The organism is Anabaena sp. FACHB-595, from assembly GCF_048568275.1.
Taxonomy (GTDB): Bacteria; Cyanobacteriota; Cyanobacteriia; order Cyanobacteriales; family Nostocaceae; genus Trichormus.
In genome coordinates, this window is sequence record NZ_CP183473.1 from 5630918 (window position 1) to 5655966 (window position 25049).

The 25049-nt window shown below is 41.4% G+C and carries 15 protein-coding genes and 1 CRISPR repeat array; of the genes, 6 read left to right on the forward strand and 9 right to left on the reverse strand.

What is annotated here, in order from left to right; translation table 11 throughout:
• Positions 1–69: 69 nt before the first annotated feature.
• From ACN222_RS23640 to ACN222_RS23660, 5 genes are all read right to left on the reverse strand, one after another.
• A complete protein-coding gene (locus ACN222_RS23640) occupies positions 70–1185 on the reverse strand; it encodes a sensor histidine kinase (RefSeq protein ID WP_010998857.1) in 1116 nt (371 codons plus the stop codon).
• Complete coding sequence (locus ACN222_RS23645; protein WP_010998858.1) at positions 1182–1898, reverse strand: response regulator transcription factor; 717 nt, start codon at positions 1896–1898, stop codon at positions 1182–1184. Before ACN222_RS23645 ends, ACN222_RS23640 begins: the two co-directional genes overlap by 4 nt.
• A 258-nt stretch (positions 1899–2156) precedes the next feature.
• Complete coding sequence (locus ACN222_RS23650) at positions 2157–2867, reverse strand: NYN domain-containing protein (protein WP_010998860.1); 711 nt, start codon at positions 2865–2867, stop codon at positions 2157–2159.
• An 856-nt stretch (positions 2868–3723) separates the two neighbouring features.
• Positions 3724–5508, reverse strand: a complete 1785-nt coding sequence (locus ACN222_RS23655) for an ABC transporter ATP-binding protein (protein WP_096637276.1) — start codon at positions 5506–5508, stop codon at positions 3724–3726.
• Positions 5509–5572: 64 nt separating this feature from the next.
• Positions 5573–7384, reverse strand: coding sequence for an ABC transporter ATP-binding protein (locus ACN222_RS23660; protein WP_010998863.1), 1812 nt, complete (start codon positions 7382–7384; stop codon positions 5573–5575).
• A 442-nt stretch (positions 7385–7826) separates the two neighbouring features.
• Between ACN222_RS23660 and bchH the strand changes: the two genes are divergently transcribed.
• Together bchH and ACN222_RS23670 are read left to right on the forward strand one after the other, a co-directional pair.
• Positions 7827–11513, forward strand: a complete 3687-nt coding sequence (bchH, locus tag ACN222_RS23665; RefSeq protein ID WP_010998864.1) for a magnesium chelatase subunit H — start codon at positions 7827–7829, stop codon at positions 11511–11513.
• 182 nt (positions 11514–11695) lie between these two features.
• Positions 11696–12238, forward strand: a complete 543-nt coding sequence (locus ACN222_RS23670) for an REP-associated tyrosine transposase (protein WP_010998865.1) — start codon at positions 11696–11698, stop codon at positions 12236–12238.
• A 585-nt stretch (positions 12239–12823) separates the two neighbouring features.
• Positions 12824–13590: a CRISPR direct-repeat array (repeat unit 36 nt; unit sequence GTTTCCATCCCCTTTCGGGGTGATGTGATCGGAAAG).
• A gap of 379 nt (positions 13591–13969) precedes the next feature.
• Here the strand turns inward: ACN222_RS23670 and ACN222_RS23675 are convergent.
• Positions 13970–14524: a pyridoxamine 5'-phosphate oxidase family protein gene (locus tag ACN222_RS23675; protein ID WP_010998867.1), complete on the reverse strand. Its 555-nt coding sequence runs from the start codon at positions 14522–14524 to the stop codon at positions 13970–13972.
• A 184-nt stretch (positions 14525–14708) separates the two neighbouring features.
• The gene (locus ACN222_RS23680) at positions 14709–15380 is read right to left on the reverse strand and encodes a pyridoxamine 5'-phosphate oxidase family protein (protein ID WP_010998868.1); all 672 of its coding nucleotides are present in this window, start codon (positions 15378–15380) and stop codon (positions 14709–14711) included.
• A gap of 98 nt (positions 15381–15478) precedes the next feature.
• Here ACN222_RS23680 and ACN222_RS23685 point away from each other — a divergent pair, with 98 nt between their 5' ends.
• The 4 genes from ACN222_RS23685 to ACN222_RS23700 all read left to right on the forward strand — a co-directional run bounded on the left by ACN222_RS23685 (position 15479) and on the right by ACN222_RS23700 (position 22631).
• Positions 15479–16951: a PLP-dependent aminotransferase family protein gene (locus ACN222_RS23685; protein ID WP_010998869.1), complete on the forward strand. Its 1473-nt coding sequence runs from the start codon at positions 15479–15481 to the stop codon at positions 16949–16951.
• Positions 16952–17109: 158 nt separating this feature from the next.
• Positions 17110–18402 (forward strand): hypothetical protein, encoded by a 1293-nt coding sequence (locus tag ACN222_RS23690; RefSeq protein ID WP_096637206.1) that lies wholly within the window; start codon positions 17110–17112, stop codon positions 18400–18402.
• 167 nt (positions 18403–18569) lie between these two features.
• The gene (locus ACN222_RS23695; RefSeq protein ID WP_044522318.1) at positions 18570–20234 is read left to right on the forward strand and encodes an iron uptake porin; all 1665 of its coding nucleotides are present in this window, start codon (positions 18570–18572) and stop codon (positions 20232–20234) included.
• Positions 20235–21044: 810 nt separating this feature from the next.
• Complete coding sequence (locus ACN222_RS23700; protein ID WP_010998873.1) at positions 21045–22631, forward strand: hypothetical protein; 1587 nt, start codon at positions 21045–21047, stop codon at positions 22629–22631.
• A 206-nt stretch (positions 22632–22837) separates the two neighbouring features.
• Here the strand turns inward: ACN222_RS23700 and ACN222_RS23705 are convergent, their stop codons facing one another.
• Positions 22838–23029, reverse strand: coding sequence for a hypothetical protein (locus ACN222_RS23705; protein WP_096637207.1), 192 nt, complete (start codon positions 23027–23029; stop codon positions 22838–22840).
• 174 nt (positions 23030–23203) lie between these two features.
• Positions 23204–25045 (reverse strand): SWIM zinc finger family protein, encoded by a 1842-nt coding sequence (locus ACN222_RS23710; RefSeq protein ID WP_010998875.1) that lies wholly within the window; start codon positions 25043–25045, stop codon positions 23204–23206.
• Positions 25046–25049 lie beyond the last annotated feature (4 nt).

Here is a 25049-nt window from a genome sequence, read left to right on the forward strand (position 1 = left end):
TCATTTTGTGTTGTAGGAACGCTCAGATCCCCGACTTTTTTAAAAAGTCGGGGATCTATGAACTCGTGCTTATGCTAAAGGCAAACAAAAGCGGAACGTGCTGCCAATACCTAGTTCACTATCTAGATGAATTTCGCCACTTTGTAGTTCTACTAGGTGTTTAGTGATAGTTAAGCCAATACCTGTGCCACCGGAGTGGCGATCGCGCGATTGATCAGCTCGCCAAAAACGCTCAAATACATGGGGTATATCCTCGGAAGCAATACCAATACCTGTATCAATCACAGCAATCCAGAGTTGCCTGTTTTCTGTCCATGTACGGATAGTAATTGAACCTGTTGTAGTATAACGGATGGCGTTACCTAGCAAGTTGACTAATATTTGTTCTGTGCGATCGATATCTGCTAATACAAGAGGCATTTGGGGTGTCAATTCCGCAAGTAATACTGGGCCATCCTCTAACAATTGATCGCTAAATCTTTCAACTAAAGACTCTAATAAAGGATATAAATTGACAGACTGTATTCTAATAGGTAAATAACCAGCTTCTGCCTTCGATAATTCTTGTAAATCGTTGACTAATCGTTCTAAACGTCTAGTTTCTTTCGCCAAGCGCCGATAAACCTCTGGGGATGGTTCAATTTCACCATCGGCAAGTTCTTCTAAATAACCACGCACAACTGTTAACGGTGTGCGTAGTTCATGAGTCATATCACCTATCAGTTCCCGCCGTCGTGCTTCCACCCCTTCCAAACTGGCAGCCATGCGGTTAAAACTCGTACCCAAGCGATTGAGTTCGGGGATGTCAGACAAAGGTAGCCGCGCTTGTAGATGACCAGCAGCAAACTGTTGAGTTATTTGTTCCATCTCAGTTAATCGCTGCATAATCCTTTTAGAAACCCAGTAACTCAAGCCTCCCGCAGCCGTGCTACCGACTAAGACTGACCAAATAGTGCTGCTGCGCCAAGCTATCTCAAACCCTTGGACTAAATCTGCACGAACATTAATTAAATTCACCCCTTCACTTTCCAATCTTTCTAAGTGCAGGACAAAAAAGCGGGGCGACGAAACTTTACTAATAATGACAAGACTAATTAATCCCACTATCATCACCACTAAGTGGGAGACAAACAAGCGGGATGCTAAAGGTAGGGATTTTGTCCAACGCCAACCTTTTTTAATCATGCGGAAATTACAGGAGAGTCTTCAAATTTATAGCCAACTCCGACAACAGTTTTAATAAAACTGGGATTGGTGGGATCAGGTTCAATTTTTTTCCTGAGCCTAGCTACATGAGTATCTACAACACGCTCATCACCAAAAAAATTATCTCCCCACAATTTGTCAATTAGTTGGGTACGGTTCCACACTCGCCCAGGATTGCTGACAAAAGTGCTTAATAAATTAAATTCTAAAGTGGTTAAATCTAAAGCTTCTGGTTGATGGGAATCTATTTGACGACTGGCAGTTCGTTGGTCTAAATCTACTATAAAGTGTTGAGTCCGATTTACCTGATTTTGTCCCCCTTGACGTAAGCTGCGCCGTAGAAGCGCCCTGACACGCGCCACCAACTCTCTAGGGCTGAAGGGTTTAACCATATAGTCATCAGCACCCGTAGACAAGCCGATTACCCGGTCTATTTCCTCACCTTTAGCTGTGAGCATTAGTATATAAGGGTCTTTTGCCCCAGGTTTCTGGCGAATTCTCGCGCAAACTTCCAACCCATCCAGCCCAGGAATCATCAGGTCTAGGATGATTAAATCTGGTGGTCGTTCGTGAAACATTTGTAGAGCATTGATCCCATCGCGGCTAGTCCGACAGGAAAAGCCCTCTTTTTCTAAAGAATGTTGAATTAACTGAGCAATTTCTGATTCATCCTCAACAATTAGAATGTCCATTTTGACGTAAGGTACGCAGCGTAATTTCTTTGGTTGTTATTTTATTCCAGCAACTGCAAGAGTTCTGATAGTAATTAATTTAACACTTATGTTTTTAGTTCTACTTGAGCTAGATATAGCTTTTAGGTTATCAAAGAAAAGCAGAGGGTAGAAGGGATGAATCAATTCAAAATTCAAGACAGTAGGGTGGGCAATGCCCACCATATTAAGGTTTTAGTGGGCATTGCTCACCCTACGTATATTTCTAACTTTTAAATCCTAAAGATTAGAATTAGATAATGTTCGATAGCCATATCCTAGATGGGAATCCTTTTGGATATATTGTTTAATGCTATCGAGGTCAATAAAGTAGTCGGCGACATCAATTAAACAGTCGTTAGTCATTGTTCGTAAACTGACGACTTCTACACGAACCCCGGTACTACTGACTGCGTTGACTGCGTATGCTAAATCACCATCACCGCTAACCAAGACGGCTGTATCATAATGTGGTGCTAAAGTGATCATGTCTACAGCAATTTCTACGTTCAAATTTGGTTTTTTGTTGTTATCTGTGACTTGGAGTTCTTTGGTGACAACACGATAACCGTTACGGCGCATCCAAAAGAGAAAACCTTGTTGCTTATCATTGGTACGTTGACGTGTAGGAGTTGGTCGAGACATATCAACTCCGGTGTAGAAAAATGCCCGTAATAATCTGGAACCCGCAGTTAAACGACAAAGTAATTTGAGGTAATCGATTTCAATACCAAGTTGTAAAGCGGCTTGAAATAGATTAGCACCATCGATGAAAATAGCTACTCGACCTCGATTTAAGTCATTAGTAATAGATACATCATTTCTAGGTTCTCGCTGCCTAGAAACTTCATGCTTGCTACCATTTTTTATCTGTATTTTTGTCGGTAAATGCGGTTCTTCCGCTTGGTGGTGATATGAATTTTTTCCTTTCGTAAAACTGGAGTTAGTCATTGAGTCCTCTGGATTTTAAATCTGGCGAAGCGTTTGAGGCAATAGACAATAGACCATCTGTGCTGATAAATCAGCAAAACAATAAATGATATTCAGTCACTTGAAATACACTCAAATTGGTCTAACTGTGTAGATTTCAAAGTTTAACGACCCAGAGTATTAAACTCTTTTCAGGAAAAGTTTTACGAGATATCCCCTCTGCCTATAAATATGCTGTTCATCTCTTACCACTACAGCACATCAACTTGCCATAAAAGGCAAGCGATTGAGAGGGAGAATAGTTTGCTGTGATGGTCAACCAAAGCATAAGTCATTGGCATCTCTTCTTATTGTATATCTGACTTGAAAAAGAGTTACATTAAGCTAATATGTATATATTCATGTTGATTCACTGACAAAAATAAATTACTATTTAATCTTTAGTAATGTACAATGTATTATTAAAGTTTCTAATTTAATTTAGAGAATATATTGGTAATATTGGTGAAAAAATATTAGGTATTTAGTACCTTTTTAGTAATAATTATGGAGTTTAAATATTCAGTGATTATGTACGGTTCGTTATAGAGTATGGTTAAGATTAATTTAATACTAGTATTTTGATTTTTGTACTGCTAATTACAAATCAACTTAACCTTCCTTGCGCCTTCAGATGGAGGGGAGATATGTAATTTCAAAGTTAAATTTAAATTACAGACTAGTCCACAATCAGATGTCTTTGCTAATCACCTTTGAGGTATAAAATCCAGAGGTGATTTTTTTCATAGATACCCTAGATCCCTGACTTTGTAAAAACGTCGGGGATCTGAACACCCGCAGTCTGCCAGATTATTACCAATTACCAATTAATAATAAGTTATTGTGTTGTTGCTGCCCCTAATTGGAGTGCGTAAAGATTAGCGTAAATACCTTGCTGGCTGACAAGTTCTGCATGAGTACCCCGTTCTATGATTTGCCCTTGCTGAATAACCAATACTTGATTAGCTTGGGTGACAGTGCTGAGACGGTGGGCAATAACAAAACTGGTGCGACCTTGTAATAAACGAGCGATCGCATCTTGTACTAGAGCTTCTGTACGGGTATCTATACTACTAGTTGCTTCGTCAAGAATCAAGATGCGGGGGTTAATTAATACGGCACGAGCAATACTAATGAGTTGTCTTTGTCCTTGGCTGAGAGGCGCGCCCCGTTCACCCAATTTGGTTGTGTAGCCTTGTGGTAGTGAAGTGATAAACTCATGGACGTTTGCCATTTGTGCCGCCGCTTCAATTTCGGCTTGAGTGGCATAAGGCGCACCAAAAGCAATATTTTCGGCAACAGTACCGCTAAACAAAATATTATCTTGCAAGACAATGCCAATCTGACGGCGGAGACTGGCTTGAGTCACACTACGCACATCAACGCCATCAATTTTTACTGCACCGTCAGACACATCATAAAAACGCAATATCAAGTTAATAATTGTTGTTTTGCCTGAGCCTGTTGCCCCTACTAATGCCACCATTTGTCCTGGATTAGCCTGTAAATTCACTCCTTTGAGGACTAGTTGTTCTGGGTTATAACCAAATTTGACATTCTCGAACGTCACCTTGCCTTGAATAGCAGGCATTTGGGTGGCGTTTGGTGCGTCGTTGAGTTGGGATGGTTCATCTAGTAAGAGGAAAATTCGCTCTAATCCGGCAAATGCAGATTGAGCTTGGGTGTAAAACTGACTGAGAATTTGGATGGGGCGGAAGAATTGCTGGACGTAAAGTAAAAATGATGTCACTACACCTACTGTAGCTGCACCTGTCACAGCAAGATAACCACCATAGGCAAGGACACCTGCTGTAGCTAGGGTGTTGAGAAAATCAATTGATGGTAAAAATGCTGCCGTAATCGCCACAGCCTCAACGTTGGCATCACGATTAGCGGCGTTGAGAATGTCGAATTCTGCGATGTTGAGATGTACCCGATTAAAGGCTTGGGCTTCTCGCACACTGCCAATGTCTTCTTCTAACTTGGCGGAAAGTTCTCCGATGGTTTGTCTGGTGACGCGAAATTTAGTCCTAGCCCACCGGGCAAATAAGCTGGTGGTAAAAATCATCAGAGGGACGACTAGGTTACTTAACAAACCAAGTTGTAAATTAATAGAGAGCATAGCAATGACAATACCCACCAAACTGAAGGTATTACCTAGCATTTGTGCCACTGTTTGCCCAAAGGCTTGATTAACAGTGTTGACATCATTTAGCAGACGACTCATTAAATCGCCGGCTTCACTACGGTCAAAAAAGCTGAGTGGTAAACTCTGAATTTTAGTAAAAATGTCTTGCCTCAACTGAGCCAGTAATCGCTGCATAATCCAGCCGACGCGAATAACTTGCCCACGGATTGCCCAGATACCAAAACTATAATTTAGCCCTAATAATACTAATAACAGTAGTAATCCTTGTAAATTCCCTTTGGCTATCAGGTTATCAACTGACCAACCCAGTAAAAACGGCCCGATCGCCTGGGTGGCAGCGCCAGTTAATACTAAACTCAAAGCAATGGGAACTTCTTTGCGAAAGGGACGCAGGTATTGTAAGAAGCGTCGTAAGGTTGAAAGTTGCTTAGTTGCTTGTTGCTCGGAGGCAATAACTGGGGCTGGAGTTCTCATGGGGGTAATGGGTAATGGGTAATGGGTAATGGGTAATGAGTTAGGAGTAAACAATCATTACTTCTTATGTCTCCCCTGCTCCCCTGCTCCCCCGCTCCTCTGCCTCCTGTCTCTTCTTCACCTGAGATTCCAAAATCGCGCCGTAAAGTGGGCTAGTTTGCATCAATTCCTCGTGAGTACCTTGGGCTGCTAACCGTCCTTTATCTATGAGAAAAATGCGATCAGCGTTCTTGACTGTGCTGATACGTTGAGCCACAACAAAGGTGACACAAGCTTTTTGCCGCATCATGCTATCCAGTTCGGCTTGTATTTCGGCGGCGGTTTTGGCATCGACAGCCGAGGTACTATCATCCAAGATCAAAATACTGTAATCGGTGAGGAGGGTGCGGGCGATCGCTATGCGTTGCTTTTGTCCACCAGATAAACCTACGCCACGTTCACCAACTATGGTTTCGTAACCATCGGGCAGGCTCATAATAAAATCATGAATTTGAGCAGTTTTCGCTACTTCCATCACCTGTTCTAATGATGCTTTAGGTTTGGCGTAGGCGATATTTTCGCGGATGGTTCCCGAAAATAGGGTGGTTTCTTGAAATACAATGCCGATGTGCTTTCTCAGGCTGTTGAGGGTGAAGTCTCGCACATCCTGCCCATCAATGCGAATTGCGCCTTTGGTGACATCATAAAAGCGGGGAATCAGGTTCATGACGGTACTTTTTCCGGAACCTGTCATGCCTAAAATGGCTATTAATTCGTTAGGTTTAGTTTCAAAGGAAACATCTTTGAGGGCTTCTGTAGCTGCACCAGGATAGCGGAAAGACACATTTTCAAAGGTGATTCTACCACCACAAGTTTCAAAGGGAATGGCATCAGCGCGATCGCGGATTTCTACTGCTGCATCTACAACTTCATAGACTCGTTGAGCAGAAGCGGCTGCTTGGGCGATCGCTGGTGCAGCAAAGCCAATCAGTAAAATTGGTTGCAAAATTAATATGAGATAGGCGTTAAAGGCTACTAGTTCACCAATAGAGAAAGTATTACCAATCACCTGCGCCCCACCATAGCCAAACACCGCCAGGGTTACCAAGTTACTCAGTAAAAAGATAAATGGGAAGGTATTACGAATGGCGCGAATTGTCTTCATGTTAGCCGTAACAAGGGCATCATTCAGACCTGTATAACGTGACCTTTCCGCCGACTCCCGCACAAAAGCTTTAACTACCCTGATACCAATCAGATTCTCTTGCAATACAGCATTTAGGTCACTCAGCTGCTCTTGTACTTGCCGGAACAGTCGGTCATTTTGAGTGATGAATCGCGCCATTAACCACCCTGACATGGGTACTACTGTTAAGGTAATTATTGCTAATTGCCAATTCATGATTAGCAAAATTACGGCTGCACTAATCAACGTCACTATTCCACTAATCACCTGAATCAAACTAGTACCGATAAAAGTACGAATTTGCTCAATATCACTAGTGACACGGGTTAAGAGTTGAGAAGTTTGTGACTGGTCATGATAGCTAAAACTGAGATTTTGAATCTTGCTAAAAATCTTGTTTCGCAATTCATAGGCTACACCTTGGGAAGCCGCCTCTGCCAAATAACTTTGACCAAAATTAAACACACCACGAGCGATCGCCGCAACTACCATCCAGGCAGCACTGTAAAGCACTATCTGTAAGTCTTTCTTGACAATGCCCTGATCAATTCCCCAGCGAAATAGTTGGGGCGTCACCGCATTCGCCACCGTCAACAGCAAAAGACTAAACAAAGCCCCCAGCGAAATCAATCTATAATTCCGCAAACTCTCCAATACACGCCCAATTGCCTGCATTGATGAGTTTTCCTGAAGTTCTGATTGTGGAACCACTGGAATTTATCCCTGATATCTTTTAAAAATTATCACCTACAAAGGTTAAAAAAAGACCCCCGGTGGTTAACCGAGGGATTCTGCAAGTCTGTATGGTCGCACAAAGAACATTCGTGAACCTCAGAATACCAACCTGGTAATTATCAAATGTGCCAAATTGCCAAAATTGGCAGGTAAGCTATTCTGCTGTTGACTGTTGACTGTTGACTGTTGACTGTTGACTGTTGATTGTTGACTGTTGACTGTTGACTGTTGACTGTTGACTGTTGATTGTTGACTGTTGATTGTTGATTGTTAACAGCCCTTATTAGTAGTTATGCAATTTAGACACGTATTAGCTTAGGGACAAATCAATCCCTAATCCCTTTTTTGTAACTGATGCCCAATTGTCAAGAGCTTTATGTAAAATTTTAGGTAAAGAAATGTTTCTTGGCTTACGGGAATGAAACGCATCGTTTTGATTGCTGGATTTGAATCATTTAATGCTGACTTGTACAGAAAGGCTGCCTTTTTGGCTAATTCTCGCTGTGCTGATTTAGATATTCGTGTGTTTAGCGATCGCGATATTACCAGCAAGCGCCTAGAAGTGGAAGCGGCATTGCAAGGCGCGGATGTGTTTTTTGGTAGCCTACTATTTGATTATGACCAAGTTGTGTGGTTGCGCGATCGTGTTTCCCAAATTCCTATCCGCTTAGTATTCGAGTCAGCCTTGGAGTTGATGAGTTTAACTAAGCTGGGTGCTTTTGCCATTGGTGATAAACCAAAGGGAATGCCCAAACCTGTTAAATTTATTCTCGACAAATTTAGCAACGGACGAGAAGAAGACAAACTTGCTGGTTATATTAGCTTTTTAAAAATCGGCCCCAAACTCCTCAAATTCGTTCCCGTGCAGAAAGTCCAAGACTTACGCAACTGGTTAATTATCTATGGTTATTGGAACGCCGGCGGCACTGAAAACGTGGCTGCTTTATTTTGGACACTAGCAGAAAAATATTTAGATTTAAAAATCGGTGACATTCCCCCACCAATCGAAACCCCCAACATAGGTTTATTGCATCCCGATTATCCAGGGTTTTTTGAATCCCCACGCGAATATTTGGCATGGTATCAAAAGAGGGAAGAGGCAGGGGTGCAGGGGGCAGGGTGCAGGGGGGAAAAAAACCCTGTTGTTGGTATTCTTCTTTACCGTAAACACGTCATTACCAAACAACCCTATATTCCCCAACTGATTCGCCGCTTTGAAGATGCGGGTTTAATCCCCTTACCCATATTTATCAACGGCGTAGAAGGACACGTTGCGGTACGGGATTGGATGACTACCGACTATGAATTTCAGCAACGACAAATCGGTAATATCGCCACACCTTCACTATCTCCAGAAGCCGTTAAAGTTGATGCAATTGTTTCCACCATTGGCTTTCCCCTGGTCGGTGGCCCGGCTGGTTCAATGGAAGCAGGTCGTCAAGTAGAAGTAGCCAAGCGCATCCTCACCGCCAAAAATGTCCCTTACATCGTCGCTGCACCTTTATTAATTCAAGATATCCATTCATGGACACGTCAAGGTGTGGGTGGTTTGCAAAGCGTGGTGTTATACGCCTTACCAGAATTAGACGGTGCAATTGATACTGTTCCCCTTGGTGGTTTGGTGGGTGAAGATATTTATTTAGTTCCTGAACGGGTACAGCGCCTCATTGGTAGAGTTAAAAGCTGGATTGCTTTACGTCAAACACCAGCAGCAGAACGGAAAATTGCCATTATCTTATATGGCTTCCCTCCTGGTTATGGGGCTACGGGTACGGCTGCATTATTAAATGTTCCCCGCAGTTTGATTAAATTACTCCACGCCCTCAAAGACCAAGGTTATAACGTCGGCGATATCCCAGAAGATGGGGAAGAATTAATTCGTCTGGTGAAGGAAACTGATGAAGAGATGGAAAGATGGGAGAAAAATAAACCTTTTCCCTCTTCAGCTAATACTGTTAATTCCCGTAAATTAGAAAAATGGTTAGGATATCTCCGCACTTCCCGCATCGAAAAACAATGGAAGTCTTTGACAGGTAGCGGAATTAAAACTTATGGTGATGAACTCCATGTTGGTGGTGTGCAGTTAGGGAATGTGTGGATAGGTGTCCAGCCACCATTGGGGATACAAGGCGACCCCATGCGCCTGATGTTTGAACGTGATTTAACACCCCATCCCCAATATGCTGCCTTTTATAAATGGTTGCAAAATGATTTACAAGCTGATGCTGTTGTCCATTTTGGAATGCACGGGACTGTAGAATGGTTACCTGGTTCACCTTTGGGTAATACTGGTTATTCGTGGTCGGATATTTTGTTAGGAGATTTGCCCAATCTATATATATATGCGGCAAATAATCCTTCTGAGTCGATTTTGGCCAAGCGTCGCGGTTATGGGGTGCTAATTTCTCACAATGTCCCCCCCTATGGTCGTGCTGGTTTATATAAGGAATTAATTACACTGCGCGATTTAATTGCGGAATATCGAGAAGACCCCAACAAGAATTATGTTCTCAAAGAAGCGATTTGTAAAAAGATTGTTGATACGGGTTTAGACACAGATTGCCCTTTTGAAGATGCCAAACGTTTGGGTATTCCCTTCACTCCTGAAAATATCAGGATGTTTAGCGCCCATGCTTTTGATGATTATCTGGTGAAATTATATGAGTATTTGCAAGTTTTAGAAACTCGGTTATTTTCCTCTGGCTTACATACATTAGGTGAAGCACCAAATCAAGAAGAATTAGCATCTTATCTCGAAGCTTATTTTGGTGAAGAACAAGCAAAACAACCAGAAATGGAAAAGCAAATTACAGATTTGTTGATGCAAACCACAGATGAATTAACTAATTTACTACGCGGATTAAATGGTGAATATATTCCTCCAGCACCGGGAGGGGATTTATTACGAGATGGCGCTGGTGTGTTACCTACAGGGAGAAATATTCATGCTTTAGACCCCTATAGAATGCCATCCCCCGCAGCTTATGAACGGGGTCGAGAAATTGCTCAAAAAATCATCGCTCAGCATTTACAAGAACATCATACATATCCTGAAACGGTGGCGGTTTTATTGTGGGGATTAGATGCAATTAAAACTAAGGGTGAATCTTTGGGGATTCTTTTAGAATTAGTTGGGGCTGAACCTGTGAAAGAAGGAACAGGTCGGATTGTTCGTTATGAATTAAAGCCTTTAGCAGAGGTCGGACATCCGCGCATTGATGTATTAGGAAATCTATCAGGGATTTTTAGAGATAGTTTCGTCAACATCATCGAATTATTAGATGATTTATTTCAAAGGGCTGCTGACGCTGATGAACCAGAAGACCAGAATTTTGTGAGAAAACACGCTTTAGCTTTAAAAGCCCAAGGTGTAGAAAATGCTTCCGCGAGATTATTTTCCAATCCTGCGGGGGATTTTGGTTCTTTGGTCAATGATAGAGTTGTTGATGGTAACTGGGAATCTGGGGAAGAGTTAGGTAATACTTGGCAAAGTCGCAATGTGTTTAGCTATGGCAGACAAGACAAAGGACAAGCTAGACCGGAAGTTTTGCAGCAATTATTGAAAACGAGCGATCGCATCGTTCAAGAAATAGATTCGGTAGAATATGGTTTAACCGATATTCAAGAATATTACGCCAACACCGGCGGTTTGAAAAAAGCAGCCGAAAAGCAAAGCGGTAAGAAAGTTACGGCTAGCTTTGTGGAAAGTTTTTCCAAAGACACCACACCCCGCAACTTAGAGGATTTATTGCGGATGGAATACCGCACCAAGTTACTCAATCCCAAATGGGCTGATGCAATGGCGAGTCAAGGTTCCGGTGGTGCTTACGAAATTTCCCAACGCATGACAGCCTTAATTGGTTGGGGTGGTACGGCTGATTTTAAAGATGATTGGGTTTATGACCAGGCTGCTGATACTTATGCTTTAGACCCCGAAATGGCAGAGAAATTACGCCAAGCCAACCCAGAAGCTTTTCGTAATATCCTCAGCAGGATGTTAGAAGCGCATGGACGGGGTTTATGGCAAGCTGATACAGATAAGTTAGATAAGTTGCGTCAGTTGTATGAATTGACTGATGAACAATTAGAAGGCGTAACGGTTTAAATATAGTTGTAGGTTGGGTGGAGGCGCGTGAGAGAAATTAACAACAAAACGGTAAATCTATATTTGCGCCGTAACCCAACACCAAAGTTTAAATTGCTAAATCAGCTTTTTCATTAAATTACAAAAAATAGAGATTGCGCTTTTACTCAAAAAAACAAAATACTATTACCCAAGATTATTTTATGGACTATCGTAGGGCAAAAATAGAAGGGGGTACATTTTTCTTCACAGTTGTTACTCACAATCGCCGAGAATTTCTTTGTGAACCAGAAAATATTCGGTTGTTACGACAAGCATTCAGACAAGTTATTGCACAATATCCATTTACTGTAGATGCAATTGTCATTTTACCAAACCATATTCATTGCCTGTGGACGTTACCACCAGGAGATAGCAATTTTTCCAATCGTTGGCGATTAATTAAAAACTATTTCACCCGTCATTGCAGTATTAAATATCAAGAAACTATATCCACATCGCGTCAAAATAAAGGCGAATTAGCAGTTTGGCAACGCCGATTTTGGGAACATCAAATCAAAAATGAAGTTGATTTTACTCACCATTTTAATTATATACATTACAATCCTGTCAAGCATGGATATGTAAAAGCACCTAAAGATTGGCAATATTCAAGCTTTATTTTATATGTTCAACGAGAAAGATATAATATTGACTGGGGTACAGGAGAAGATATCAAATTTTCTCAAGACATAGGAAATGAATAAAACATCCGTAGGTACTTAATCTAATGTTAAGCTACAAGCATTAGTAAAAATTTATTTTAATAAGTGAAATGATTTTTGCATTAATTTGATTTATTAAATTGAGGTATTTTTGTAGTTTAATCTGCTAATTTATCAATATTATTTGTTGGGTTACACTTCGTTCCACCCAACCTACTAACTAACTGCGACTGCCTCACCGTCAACTGTCAACTGTCAACCGTCAACAGCTATATAATTTGCCTGTTTGAGAAAGCAAAATGCTTAAATGCTTACTCATTTGCCTTAAATGCTTTCTCATTTCAGTGTTTTCCGCAAGCAATTAGACATATTGCTTATTCATTTGCTGTAAATGCTTTCTCATTTCAGTAGATCGCGTATTCATTTCAGTGTTTTCCGCAAGCAATTAGAGATATTGCTTTCTCATTTGTTGTAAATGCTTTCTGTTTTCGGCAATTACTTATTTATGACAAATATCATCTTTGTAGCAAAAGCAATTACATCTTTGCTGATATTTTCTCAGGCTAATTGATAGGTAAATAATATTTCCGCCGTATTTAACAATGCGATCGCAAAGTGCGATCGCTAGTTTATATCCCCTTTCGGGGTGAGGCGATCGAAAAGCTTTATCTTTTGCCTGGAGATAAACGGCATTCGCTATCGGGTTTCCATCCCCTTTCGGGGTGATGTGATCGGAAAGGAGAGACTGGAAACAATTTCTATAGCGATGTCGGATGTTTCCATCCCCTTTCGGGGTGATGTGATCGGAAAGTCAATCATCTTTGCATTATATCCTGAAATTACAAGATGTTTCCATCCCCTTTCGGGGTGATGTGATCGGAAAGCTCCCTTAGCCACTCTAGGATTTGTGACTGTTGTTTCCATCCCCTTTCGGGGTGATGTGATCGGAAAGATGATTATCGAGGAATCTCGAAAATAGGACGTCGAGTTTCCATCCCCTTTCGGGGTGATGTGATCGGAAAGAAGCGACCATCGCTTTTTGCACGAACAGCAGATGGAACGGTTTCCATCCCCTTTCGGGGTGATGTGATCGGAAAGTCCTGCTCCAAGCATTAGTCCTTCGGAGATTAAAAACGTTTCCATCCCCTTTCGGGGTGATGTGATCGGAAAGTAACTACTGCAAGCGTTGTGCAAGCAGCAATACCTGCGTTTCCATCCCCTTTCGGGGTGATGTGATCGGAAAGTGCACATTGATATAAACGAAGCTAAAAAAGCCTCTACCAATATAAGTTTCCATCCCCTTTCGGGGTGATGTGATCGGAAAGTCTTGCATACAAAGCTGCATTTCTAGATGACAAGTTTCCATCCCCTTTCGGGGTGATGTGATCGGAAAGAGTTCACTTCTACAACGCTTGTATAGAGAGGGTTTCAGACCCCAAATTCGACACCACTTTTTTATTTAATCAAATAAATTTCAGAAGTGGGGAATTTTGCAGCCGGAAATCCTTACTGTGTAAGCAATCGACACCAGTCAACGAAGTTATGAGGTTTTCAAGGTTCGGGCGAGTGGTGTCGATGAACGACATACGCTAGTGTTTAAAATAAAATTTATTAGTCATTTTTGTCAAATTTGTTACATAATCGTTACAAAAACAGTGGATTTTGAGCAATTGCACGCCCATTTCAATGAATATCAAGTCTGGCTACAAGATGGTTGGTAAAAGGTAACTGCTTTTTACGATTACCAATTACCAATCCCCCACTAAAACCCATTTAAAATAATTTGCTGAGTGGAGTCGGTAAACCATCAATACTCACAACATTTTTTTGCTTTCGATAGTCATTAACTCCTTGCACTCCTTTTTTCTGCGCCCAATCAACTAAAGCCTGTCTTTGTCCTTGATATTCATATAATGGGACACCAAGACCACAAGAAGTTTGCACGCGCTCAATATCTGCAACTATAATTTGCCGAGTTCCAGGGATTGGGGGAAATAATGAATACAAGGAATCCCAATTGGGAGAACTGGGTAAAATGGTCTCTCCTGTTCCATAGAGACGCAAAATCAATGGTGATCCCTCAAAGGCGCAAAACATGAGAGTAATTCGCCCGTTTTCTTGGAGATGGGCTGAGGTTTCATTACCACTACCTGTTAAATCTAGGTAAGCTACCTGATGAGGGGAAAGAATCCGAAAACAGTTTAGTCCTTTGGGAGACATATTCACATGGCCATCAGGACTCAGGGGTGCAGAAGCTACAAAGAACAGATGTTGGGCTGCAATAAATTCTTGTAGTTCTTTGGTGATGTGGTCGAAAAGTTTAGCCATAAGTGGTAAGTATTAAGTGCTGAGAGGCTATACATAAAATAAATCTTAAGTAGTGGACTGACACGACTAAAATGATGCAATGGACTTGGATGTAATTAAACGTAGATACACGCGGATAAACGCGGATAGAACTTCTGTTATTGCACAAATTTAGCCTTGCCAGGCCACTACGAATTACAAACTTTCACGCAGCACCTTTTTGTGGTCTAGTGTAATTATTTACATATACAGGTAATTCTATGCTTGAATCTAAGCGGGAATCATTTATGGGTGTAGCCGCAGTTAATTTTAAAGGAATTTGTCCTGCCCAGACTGGTATTTGATAATCAGCTTCATCATCAATCGGTTCACCCGTGCGAACTTTTGCTGAGGCTTCTGTTAGGGGTAGAGATAATACTATAGTTCCAGCTAATTCGTGACGATTAGGCGATCGCACTTCTTCCCACCTCCCTAGAATAACGTGTTCTGTAAATGCTTTGAGAGCAGCTAATTTTTGCTCTGCATCTTCTACTAGTGTGGCTTTCCCAAATACTACCACTGAGCGATAGTTCATTGAATGGTGAAACGCCGATCGCGCTAAGACTAACCCATCAATTAAAGTCACGGTGACGCAGACATCAAGACCTTGTTGCAGGGTTTTTAACATCCGGCTAGCCGGTGAGCCGTGAATATATAATGTATCGCCTATTCTTCCATAGGCTGTAGGAATCACAACAGGCTGTCCATCAACCACAAAACCCACTTGACAGACTAATCCTTCGTCCAAAATTTGATAAATAGTTTCACTTTCATAGTTAGCTCTTTTTGGTACACGTTTAACTGTAGTTCTTTGGCTGGGGGCTTTTTGTTGAGTCATGATGGAAAATTTCTACTCTATACGGTTAGAGTAATCAGGTAATTGGCATGAAACAAGAGCCACTTTTTAGTTATATGACCAGTCCACTTGTGTGATTTATGGATTTTGCTATTAATATCGACCCAGATGCACCTTTACCTCTGCATCGCCAAGTTTATGAGGAATTACGTCGGGCTATTTTGTTAGGACGGTTAACTTCAGGGGGAAAACTACCATCTACGCGATCGCTTGCTCAATTACTTGGTGTTTCTCGTGCTACTGTGACTCAAGGTTATGAGTTATTGCTGAGTGAGGGTTATCTAGAAACTATTGTGGGTTCGGGGACGTTTGTTTGTCGTCAGCTTCCCGATGAATTACTAAATACTGCACCAATTGAGTCAAAATTGCAACCAAGTAACTCACTTGTACCTTTATCAGCTTATGGTAAAAGTTTGAGTGATAAAGCGTTTTTACGTATACCAGAACAAGCAGTAGAAATCAGCTTTAGTTATGGACGACCAGCTTTTGATCAGTTCCCGATAGATTTATGGCGTAAGTTAATCTCGCGTCATTGCCACTCTAAAGCGGAGGTGCTTGACTATACAGATAATTCCCTGGGATATCAACCATTAAGGGAGGCGATCGCTGCTTATCTTTCGCGCTCCAGAGCCGTTAATTGTCAAGCAGAACAAATTATTATTGTCGGTGGTTCTCAGCAAGGTCTTGATTTAATTACACGTATCTTAATTGATCCTAATGATGGGATTGCTGTAGAAGAACCAGGTTATTTAGGTGCTAGACGAGCTTTTTTAGCTCAGGGGGCTAGTTTATTTCCTGTCCCTGTAGATCAATCAGGGTTAATAGTCAGCAAGTTGACAACAGGTATAATTCCTAAGCTTAAACTAATTTACGTCACCCCCTCCCATCAATTTCCTACAGGTGCAGTGTTATCCCTTCCTCGCAGATTAGAGTTACTGGCTTGGGCGCACAAAACAGGGGTGATGATTATTGAAGATGACTATGATAGTGAGTACCGTTATGGTGAGCGTCCCATACCAGCCTTGCAAGGATTAGATCAGGGTAACTCAGTGGTTTATGTCGGGACATTTTCTAAAGTCCTTTTTCCCGCTTTGCGCTTGGGTTATTTAGTTTTACCGCAGAATTTAGTAAATATATTCGCTCGTGCAAAATGGTTGGCGGATAGGCAATGTAGTTTACTAGAACAGTATGCCCTAACCGATTTTATTACAGAAGGACATTTAGAAAGGCATATCAGAAGAATGCGATCGCTCTACAACCAACGCAGGCAAACTTTAGTGCAGTCTTTGTTTTCTCATTTTGGCAATAGGGCAAAAATTCTGGGAGAGAATGCAGGAATGCACCTCATGGTAAAAATAGATACTCAAATCAGCGATGATGAAATAGTCCAGAGTGCAGATCTTTCCGGTGTCAGTATTGGAGCAGCCTATCCCCAGTATTTAAAAGATAGCCCTGGTAGTGAATTTATCTTTGGCTATGCAGAACTCAATGAACAGCAAATTCAAGAAGGGGTACGGCGACTGGCTAGAGTAATTCATAATTTAGAAGGCTAATACTACCTTTACAGATTCAGCTACGCAGCCAGGGCAAGGCTTAGGCTTACGTAATTTGCAATTAAACTTAATATCAAAACAGAACAATAAATATGAAACTATGTAGTATGAAATCGAGTCATTATCAGTAGATTTAACATCACTTAAGGTAAATCGTGATGAGAGGGCAGATTTGGTCATTACAAAAAAAATTACTGATTAGTACAGTGATTACGGTATCTTGGATAACTCCCGTTTTAGCTCAATCAGATCCGCTTCTGACTCGTGCCGAAGTTTACAAACTTACTAAGATTGTGGAACTGCTACTACACAACCAAACTCAACGCCCAGCACGCCCCAAGGATGTTGTCGTTCCTAAAGATGCAGTAAAAACGGGTGTCAGTTCAGAGGCACAACTATTCTTTAATGATAAATCCCTCATTCGGGTAGACCAAAGTAGTATCTTTCGCTTTGAACCAGGGTTACGTCGCTTTAAGTTGCGAAATCTGATTGCCCTGAATGAAATGATATTTAAATTAGAAAGTGGGACAGCTTTAATTTTAAGTCCACCGGGAAGTGTGGGGACAGCAATAGAAACACCAGAAAGTCAGATTACTATTTTTGCAGCAAATCCAGCAATTACCTCCAATGGAAAAAACACCATTGCCAAACTTAACCACCCTGTTATTGTTAATTCTAAAAATACAAAATTAACCCAAAATAATGATTTATATGCACCTGCACAAAAAGCTAGTGCAGTGATGGTAATACATAATCAAGAAAGCAAAAAAACACAAGTTTTTGCCCTAACTGATGGAGATATTAAAATTACAGATCAAAGAGGACGAAAAATTGTATCTTTGCTTGGTGGTCAAACGGTAGCAGTGACAAATGGTGTAGTGGGAAATCCTCAAGAATTTGACTTACCAGCCTTTTATAAAAGTATCGCCCTCGCTTCTGGACTAGGTGCAGGACAGGAAAATTTAGTTGCTCAAGAAACTACTCCGGTGCAAGAAACAATCAAAGCTGTACGCATAGAAACATTAGCCGCTTTGAGAAGACAGTCCGACAGGTTTAGAGGATTTACCAGGACATTTTTAGCCGATGCACTCAATGGTACAGAAGGTGATTTGAATCCTCGTCCATCAGTTTCCGTAAGGATTACAAACCCACAAGTTGTTACAGGTACTTTTTATCGAAGACAAGGCAATAATGCTGTTTTCATTCCTGACAATAATCCCAACTCTCCAGTTGATATTTCCGTAGATTTTGATCAGCGAACTATTGATATTGGTGGCAATACAGGCGTGTCTAATAGGGCGGGATTAAGTGGGAATAATGCTAGTGGTTCTGTAATTAATGCTAACGGTCAAATAACTCAAATAGAAGTTTTTGCTGTGAACGGGGAAAATCCACAAGAAGGAGTTCCTTATCGTGGTAGTTTGACAACAGGTGTAGCCCGCGATCGCTAATCTTTTAAATAGCCTACTACGAAATTTGCAGCTTGATAGAAGCAGGGAATTTAACCCCCTAAACTTTAAATTTTGTTAAAATTTGGTGAAAGTATTCAATTATTGATTTCTCTATTTTTTAACGATAACTTATTGAGAATTTTAATTTTGATCAGGTGTGAGGAGTGATGCAAAATAAAATAAACTTATTGCTACTATCCCAGATAGTAGTATTGATACTAAATGTCCCTGTTTTGGCGGAAGATATAGTCAAGAATGAATGGCGATCGCCAGATAAATCTGATGTTGAAAACTTATCTTCTGAAGTGATTAGTGAAGATGCTCAAGATTTAGGTGAAGAAGTTTTTATTAATCCAGATATTTACTCTCAAACATCGCCTGAACAAACTATGGCACAGGTGACATCAGTATCACAATTATCTGATGTACAACCAAGTGATTGGGCTTTTGCGGCCTTGCAATCCTTAGTAGAACGTTATGGAGTTATAGCAGGTTATCCTGATGGTACATTTAAAGGCGATCGCGCCATTACACGTTACGAATTTGCGGCTGGATTAAATGCTGCTTTAGATAAAGTCGATCAATTAATTGCATCTGGCTTAACAGATAAAGTCACTAATGCTGATTTAGAAACATTACGAAAACTGCAAGAAGAATTTGCTACTGAATTAGCTATTTCTAGAGGTAGAGTTGATGCCTTAGAAGCCCGTAGTGCTGATATCCAGGCTCAACAATTTTCCCCTAACGTCGTATTAGGAGGACAAACCATTTTTGGACTAGCTGGTGGTTTTGGTGGGAATCGTCCAGGTGATGGAGAAGCCAACACAATTTTTACTTATTTGACACAATTACAACTAGCTTCCTCTTTCACAGGAAAAGACCGTTTTCGTATCGGCTTAATATCAGGAAACGCCGCTAATAATAGCTTTGAAAACCTCCAAGCTTTCAATACCAACATGGCGAGATTAGCTTGGCAAGGAAATTACGACAATCAAGTTAGTATTAACTCCGTTGAATATCGAGTTGCAGGTTTAGGCGATCGCGTTGTTTTCACCTTTAAACCTGTAGGATTTAGCTTAGGTAGTGTACTTAGTTCTAACTCCATCTATGCAGATGCAGGACAAGGAGCGATATCTGCATTTGCAGGTTCAACACCTATCTTGAGAATTGGTAACTTAGATGCTGGTTTAGGCTTTGACTGGTTACTGTCAGACGAAATCCGTTTGCAATTTGCCTATGGTACAAGGGGTAGCAGCGACAGCAACCAAGGTTTATTTGGTGCAGATCACAGCGCCTTAGGATTGCAGTTTTTATACAAGCCAACTCCCTCACTCATCACAGGTTTAGCTTATGTCAACGCCTATTCCAGCAATGGTCATTTAGATACGGGTACTGGTAGCAGTAACGCCGATACTTCAGGGGGAATTAACGAACCTTCGCAAATCCACGCCCTCAACGCTAGCATGAGATGGCAACTAACTAATAAACTAGTCCTTGGTGCTTGGGGTGGTGTTATGGTGACAGATTCCCTCAAATCAGATGCAGTTGTTCTCAGCAGCACCTATACAGTTTCCTTAGGTATATATGACCCGTTTGGCAGAAAAGGCGACTTATTCGGTTTTCTCTACGGCTTACCACCAAAATTAAATAACGGCGTATTAATCCCCACCGCAGATACTGGCAATTCCACTCACTACGAAGTTTTTTACCGCTATTTAGTCAATGATAATATCGCCATCACTCCTGGCTTTTTTCTCGTCACTGACCCTGGTCATATTTCCAGCAACAATGATATTTTCATCGGTGCTATCCGTACCACCTTTAGTTTTTAAAATATTGCGTCAGCAAGAGGAAAAGGGGCAGGGGGCAGGGAGCAAGGGGGAAATCCGTGACGGAAGCTTGTACAAGCCTCGCCCTGCCTCTTCCGGTCAACCCATAGATGTTTTTCGGCACAGATTCAGTTTCTTGCCTCTATGCCTTACCCTGATTAGGTTACAGCCCATAACATTAAAACTGTGGTTGACGCAATTACCTCTAACCTTTGCTGTAACAGCTTTTGAGTTAATTTTTGCCATGCGCCTCTTGACAATCCCATGTCTGAAAAGTTATCTTTGCTCCATAATTCACGCAACTGAACCTTGAAAACCAAATACAGCAAGGCTTTGAGAGCCGAGCGGTTAAAACCCTCTAAAATCCCTATCAGGGATTGAAACTTTTTCCTGAGTTACCTGTACCCGCTTGATATACGTTAAAACCCTCTAAAATCCCTATCAGGGATTGAAACCTTCTAGCCCTTCTGCTAGTGCTATCCAGTTATTGTTAAAACCCTCTAAAATCCCTATCAGGGATTGAAACCTATTAGGAATCCTAGCAGCGCTGCCACCACTTAAAGTTAAAACCCTCTAAAATCCCTATCAGGGATTAAAACGACTCTGGTGCGTAAGTACTCTAAACTACAACCCTAATTTTGCGGAAAACCCAACGTGCTAGGCAAAGCAATACCTAAAGGCGATCGCCCAAAATATCTACTCATCCTTTTTGTGTAGAAAATTAAACCACCTACTTCTAGGCAACTAATCAAAGCGCGAGTATAAAAGAAAAAACAAACACAAATTAATACCTTAAATTAACAGAGAAATAACATGGCAAATCGCTCGCGCAAGCTAACGCCAAAATCTTCTAAGCAAAACGGCTCTGATTTGGAAGGGAAGAAACCTCAAATCCAGCAACAACAGGTAGGTAATACCGATTTGCCAAAAGAAGGTGAGGGAAAAATTAATCAAACCCAGATACAGAAAGCGATTTCTCCATCAAAATCCTATAAACCATCCTCAATAATTGCGATCGCAATTTTACTCATTAGTGCTGGTTTAGTGCTGAGTTCTACCTGGATTGGGATTCTGTTGATATTTCACCCTGAACAGGTAAGTTGGCTGAATAATTTCCTTCCAGAGTGGGCGCACATCCCCGGTAACAGCGAAAATCCCCAAACCCTACCTCAAATCCAAATCAGTTTGAGTCAAAAACAACAAATACCAGGGGAAACCATTCCTCTAGATGATGAGGAAAAATCATTTCTATTACCAGTCATGCGTCAGCGCCCCGATTGTCTATCTAACTGTAAGGAAATAGTAGAACTCAGGGTTTATCAATTAGAAAATTTAAAATACGAATCACAACCAGAAAAATTTTATCGCTTGGCGAATAGTTTACCAATTACTGGCCCTGAAGAATCATTTGCAATTAGCAGAGGTGGGCAGGATGCGATCGCTTCCTTGGTAGAGAATACACCAGAAAATGAAGATGTGAGCAATCCTTTACCGTTAGATGTGGTTAACCGCTTTGAAGCCGGAACACCAGCAGCAGGTGTCTGGTTAAATTTGCGTGGACAGCGACAGCAAGATAATCACTCGGTAACTTCTGGTTCGGGGACTATCGCCTACGGTCAAATAGTATATTACAATCCAGACCGTAGCAACTTACAACTGATGTTATCTTGGACTAGTCCCAGTGGACACATTCCTAAATGGGAACAAGTCACAGGTAGTAAAGCTAAAGAATTAGTTGTTGATCAAACTATAGGTTTAGAACCGAGACTACAGGTTTACCAAGTCAAATCTGTAAACTTATACCTGAATCCCATTCAACTGGAAGAAATTTCTCTACAAAATCCCGTGTTGAAAGATTCTGGTTACAAAAATGCGCTCTTATTTAGCCGCAATGGCTTATGGACACCAGCTTTTGATTGGCTAGCATCTATTAAAAAACAACGCAACAATAGCTTACCAGCAGCAGCCCAATCACAATTAGACTTAATTCGCATCCACGCCGAAGTAACTAAAATCCAAGCCGATAAAACATGGGCTAGTCCCAGTGAACAAGTGCTGGCAGATTTAATCGATGGCCGCTGGGAAAAAGCTTTGCAAGTATTTAGCGCATCCCCACAGAATGCACAAGAAATAGCCATCTTGTTAAAAACAGACAAGGGGCGATTATGGCGGCGTGTGGTAGCAGCTATGCAGATTAACCCCAACAGAAAAGCCGTCCAAGCTTGGGGGGCGTTGATTTTAACAGTCCAGCAAGGGGAAGTAAAAGCCAATTCCTGGTTAGGAGAACAAGCAAAAACCTCTACAGCCAACCTCAGTTATATCCAAGGTCTGACAAAGCAACTCCGTCCTCAAGCAGACATAATTGATGATTCCGCGCCAAGTTCAGATATAGATAATTAACTGCCAAAATGATGGGGGCAGAAAATTTTCCGCCCCCCATTTACTAAATTGATTGGATAATGTTAAGGTTTTTTATGATGTCTTCACACAATCTTTATCAAGTATCGATAGCGATCGCTAAACTTGAAAGTGAAGATTCATGATTTAAAGTTGCGCGTTCCCAAAAACAGATGATAAAGACACTCCATAAAATAGTCAGGGGAGTGTCAATCTTCTTTGGTAGTAGCTGCTAAACGTTGTTCTTTGAGATTTTGTAATTGTTCCAGCAGAGAGTCCACCTCTGCTTGTAAGTTCATCAGTTTAACTTGCTGGTCGTCTTGGTAGTAAGACTTATTTAAATGACGTGTCCAAGCAGCTTGGCATTCACGTTCAGAAACAGTAGATGTAGCAGTAGCCATCTTTTTTAAATTCCAAAACTCAACTCACACCTCTTGGTAAATAATATAATAAAGCAACTTTAAGCTTTGTTAAATAAATGTATCTTTTTAATCACATAGTCTAATGAGTCGCTGTTTGTGCTATAAGTGACGGCGATGATTCCCCCTTCCGTGATGCTATACTTCCCTGCTTTCTCATTCCATCCCCCGTTCCTTGAACATTCCCATCAATTTCCGTTTACGGGCGTGGATTTCTATTAACTTTTCTCGATATTTTGACCAATCTGCTTGTCTACCAGATTGTATATAAGCAGCACGTACTTTTTTTAGCCACTCCACTGCTTCGCTATAGTATTCTGCCTTACCCTCATCCATAATTTTTTCAGCACGGCGACGGGCATTAGTTATCACCCAATCAGGCTTATGTGATATAGCCGCTTCCATGACTCGGTGGATTAAAGCTGAATGATAGGAACTGAGTTCACTGACAGTAGCGATCGCATCCTCAATCAGTCCTTCATATAAAAATACATCCACCTTGGCTGATTCTATTCCCCAAGTCTTACAACTCTGAATAATCCTTAATAAATCTGTTTTGACATTTTCCCAGCTTTCACCCGCTAATTCTGCCATTTTTTGATAATCAACAAAGCAGGGTTTAACTTGAAAAGCTTCCTTGAGTGCGAGTAAAGAAATCTCTGGATTGCCCACAGCTTCGGCTAAATCGCTTGTCCAAATACCTAATTCATACCGACAATTACCAGGTAACTTAAAACCAACTTGGGCTATGTCTAATGCTTCCGGTAATGAACCTTGTTCAGCTAAGGTTTTAGCTAAAGCAAAAGCCTCTTCCGTGGAACTCATCTGCATTTCCGCCGCCGCTAATGCTTCCTCTACCCTGCCTAAACGCCCCAACATCGTTAAATATTCTTGGGTTTGTCCCTCTACTTGGGCTAAATACAAATATTCTTGGTAGCGTTCCTGACGTTCGAGAATTTTGAGGCGAATTTGTGCCAAATCATCAGCGTAATTAGGAACTTCCCGTTCCCATACACCCATTTCGGCGATATCGCCTTGGAGAACTCGCAGCAAATGTGAATCATCCCAACCTTGGCGCAACGCATCTAAACTCATGCTGAAATCGGCATTCCATTCATCTTGCCAAGCTTCCAAACTCACTTGCACATCAACTTTTTCTGCTGATGTCAGTTCGGACGAGAGAATCACTTCACACCAAGCCAGATTTAATTCCCAGGCAATTTCATCATTGTCAGCCCCGTATTCTGACACCTCATCCCAATTTTCCGCACAGGTAGATGTAATGGCTTCAAGAATAGCGATCGCATTATTACTCTCACCTTGCTGAGAAAATTCTAAAGCAGTCTGCACCAAACTAAACAAATCTTCGGTAATCGGGTCTTCCTCATACCCTTCTTCAAAGTAGCGGACTGCTTCCCGCAAAATCTGCTTGACTTGTCCGCGAAAGGCTGCCAAATTTACACTTATTTCTCGTCCTGGTTGAGTAGATATAGGTTTAGCTACAGGACTATTCATCCAACTAACGTGCTGATCAATCACATCTATTAGTTGGGGTTGTTCGGCAACTAATTCCTGTACAAGCCTTTGAGTCTGGACATGATCTAGACGATCTAGTAATTGTTCTAACGTAGGACGCTGCTCAATAATTTCTGGCTGTCTTGTAGATACAAGCATCGTCGCCACAATGTGTTTACACCAACCATCCAAATTGTAAGCACAAGTACACTTGGCCGAAGTGATATTCTTGTCATCAAAATTTAGAGATACACGATAAGGTAATCGTTCATTGCCTTCTACTTCTGCCTGCAATTGCTGACCACGCTGAGTAATTGTGGTGACAGCACCCGCTTCAAAATAAGCCTCCCCACGTTGGAAAGATTTGGCGTTAGCGTAGCGACGGACTGTAAATTCACTGATTTGGGGTAGAGACATCGAGCGATCGCCTGCAAAAACCTGTGCGTAGATAAATATTAGATCAAGCTTAGGCTTTCCGCTCATTGAT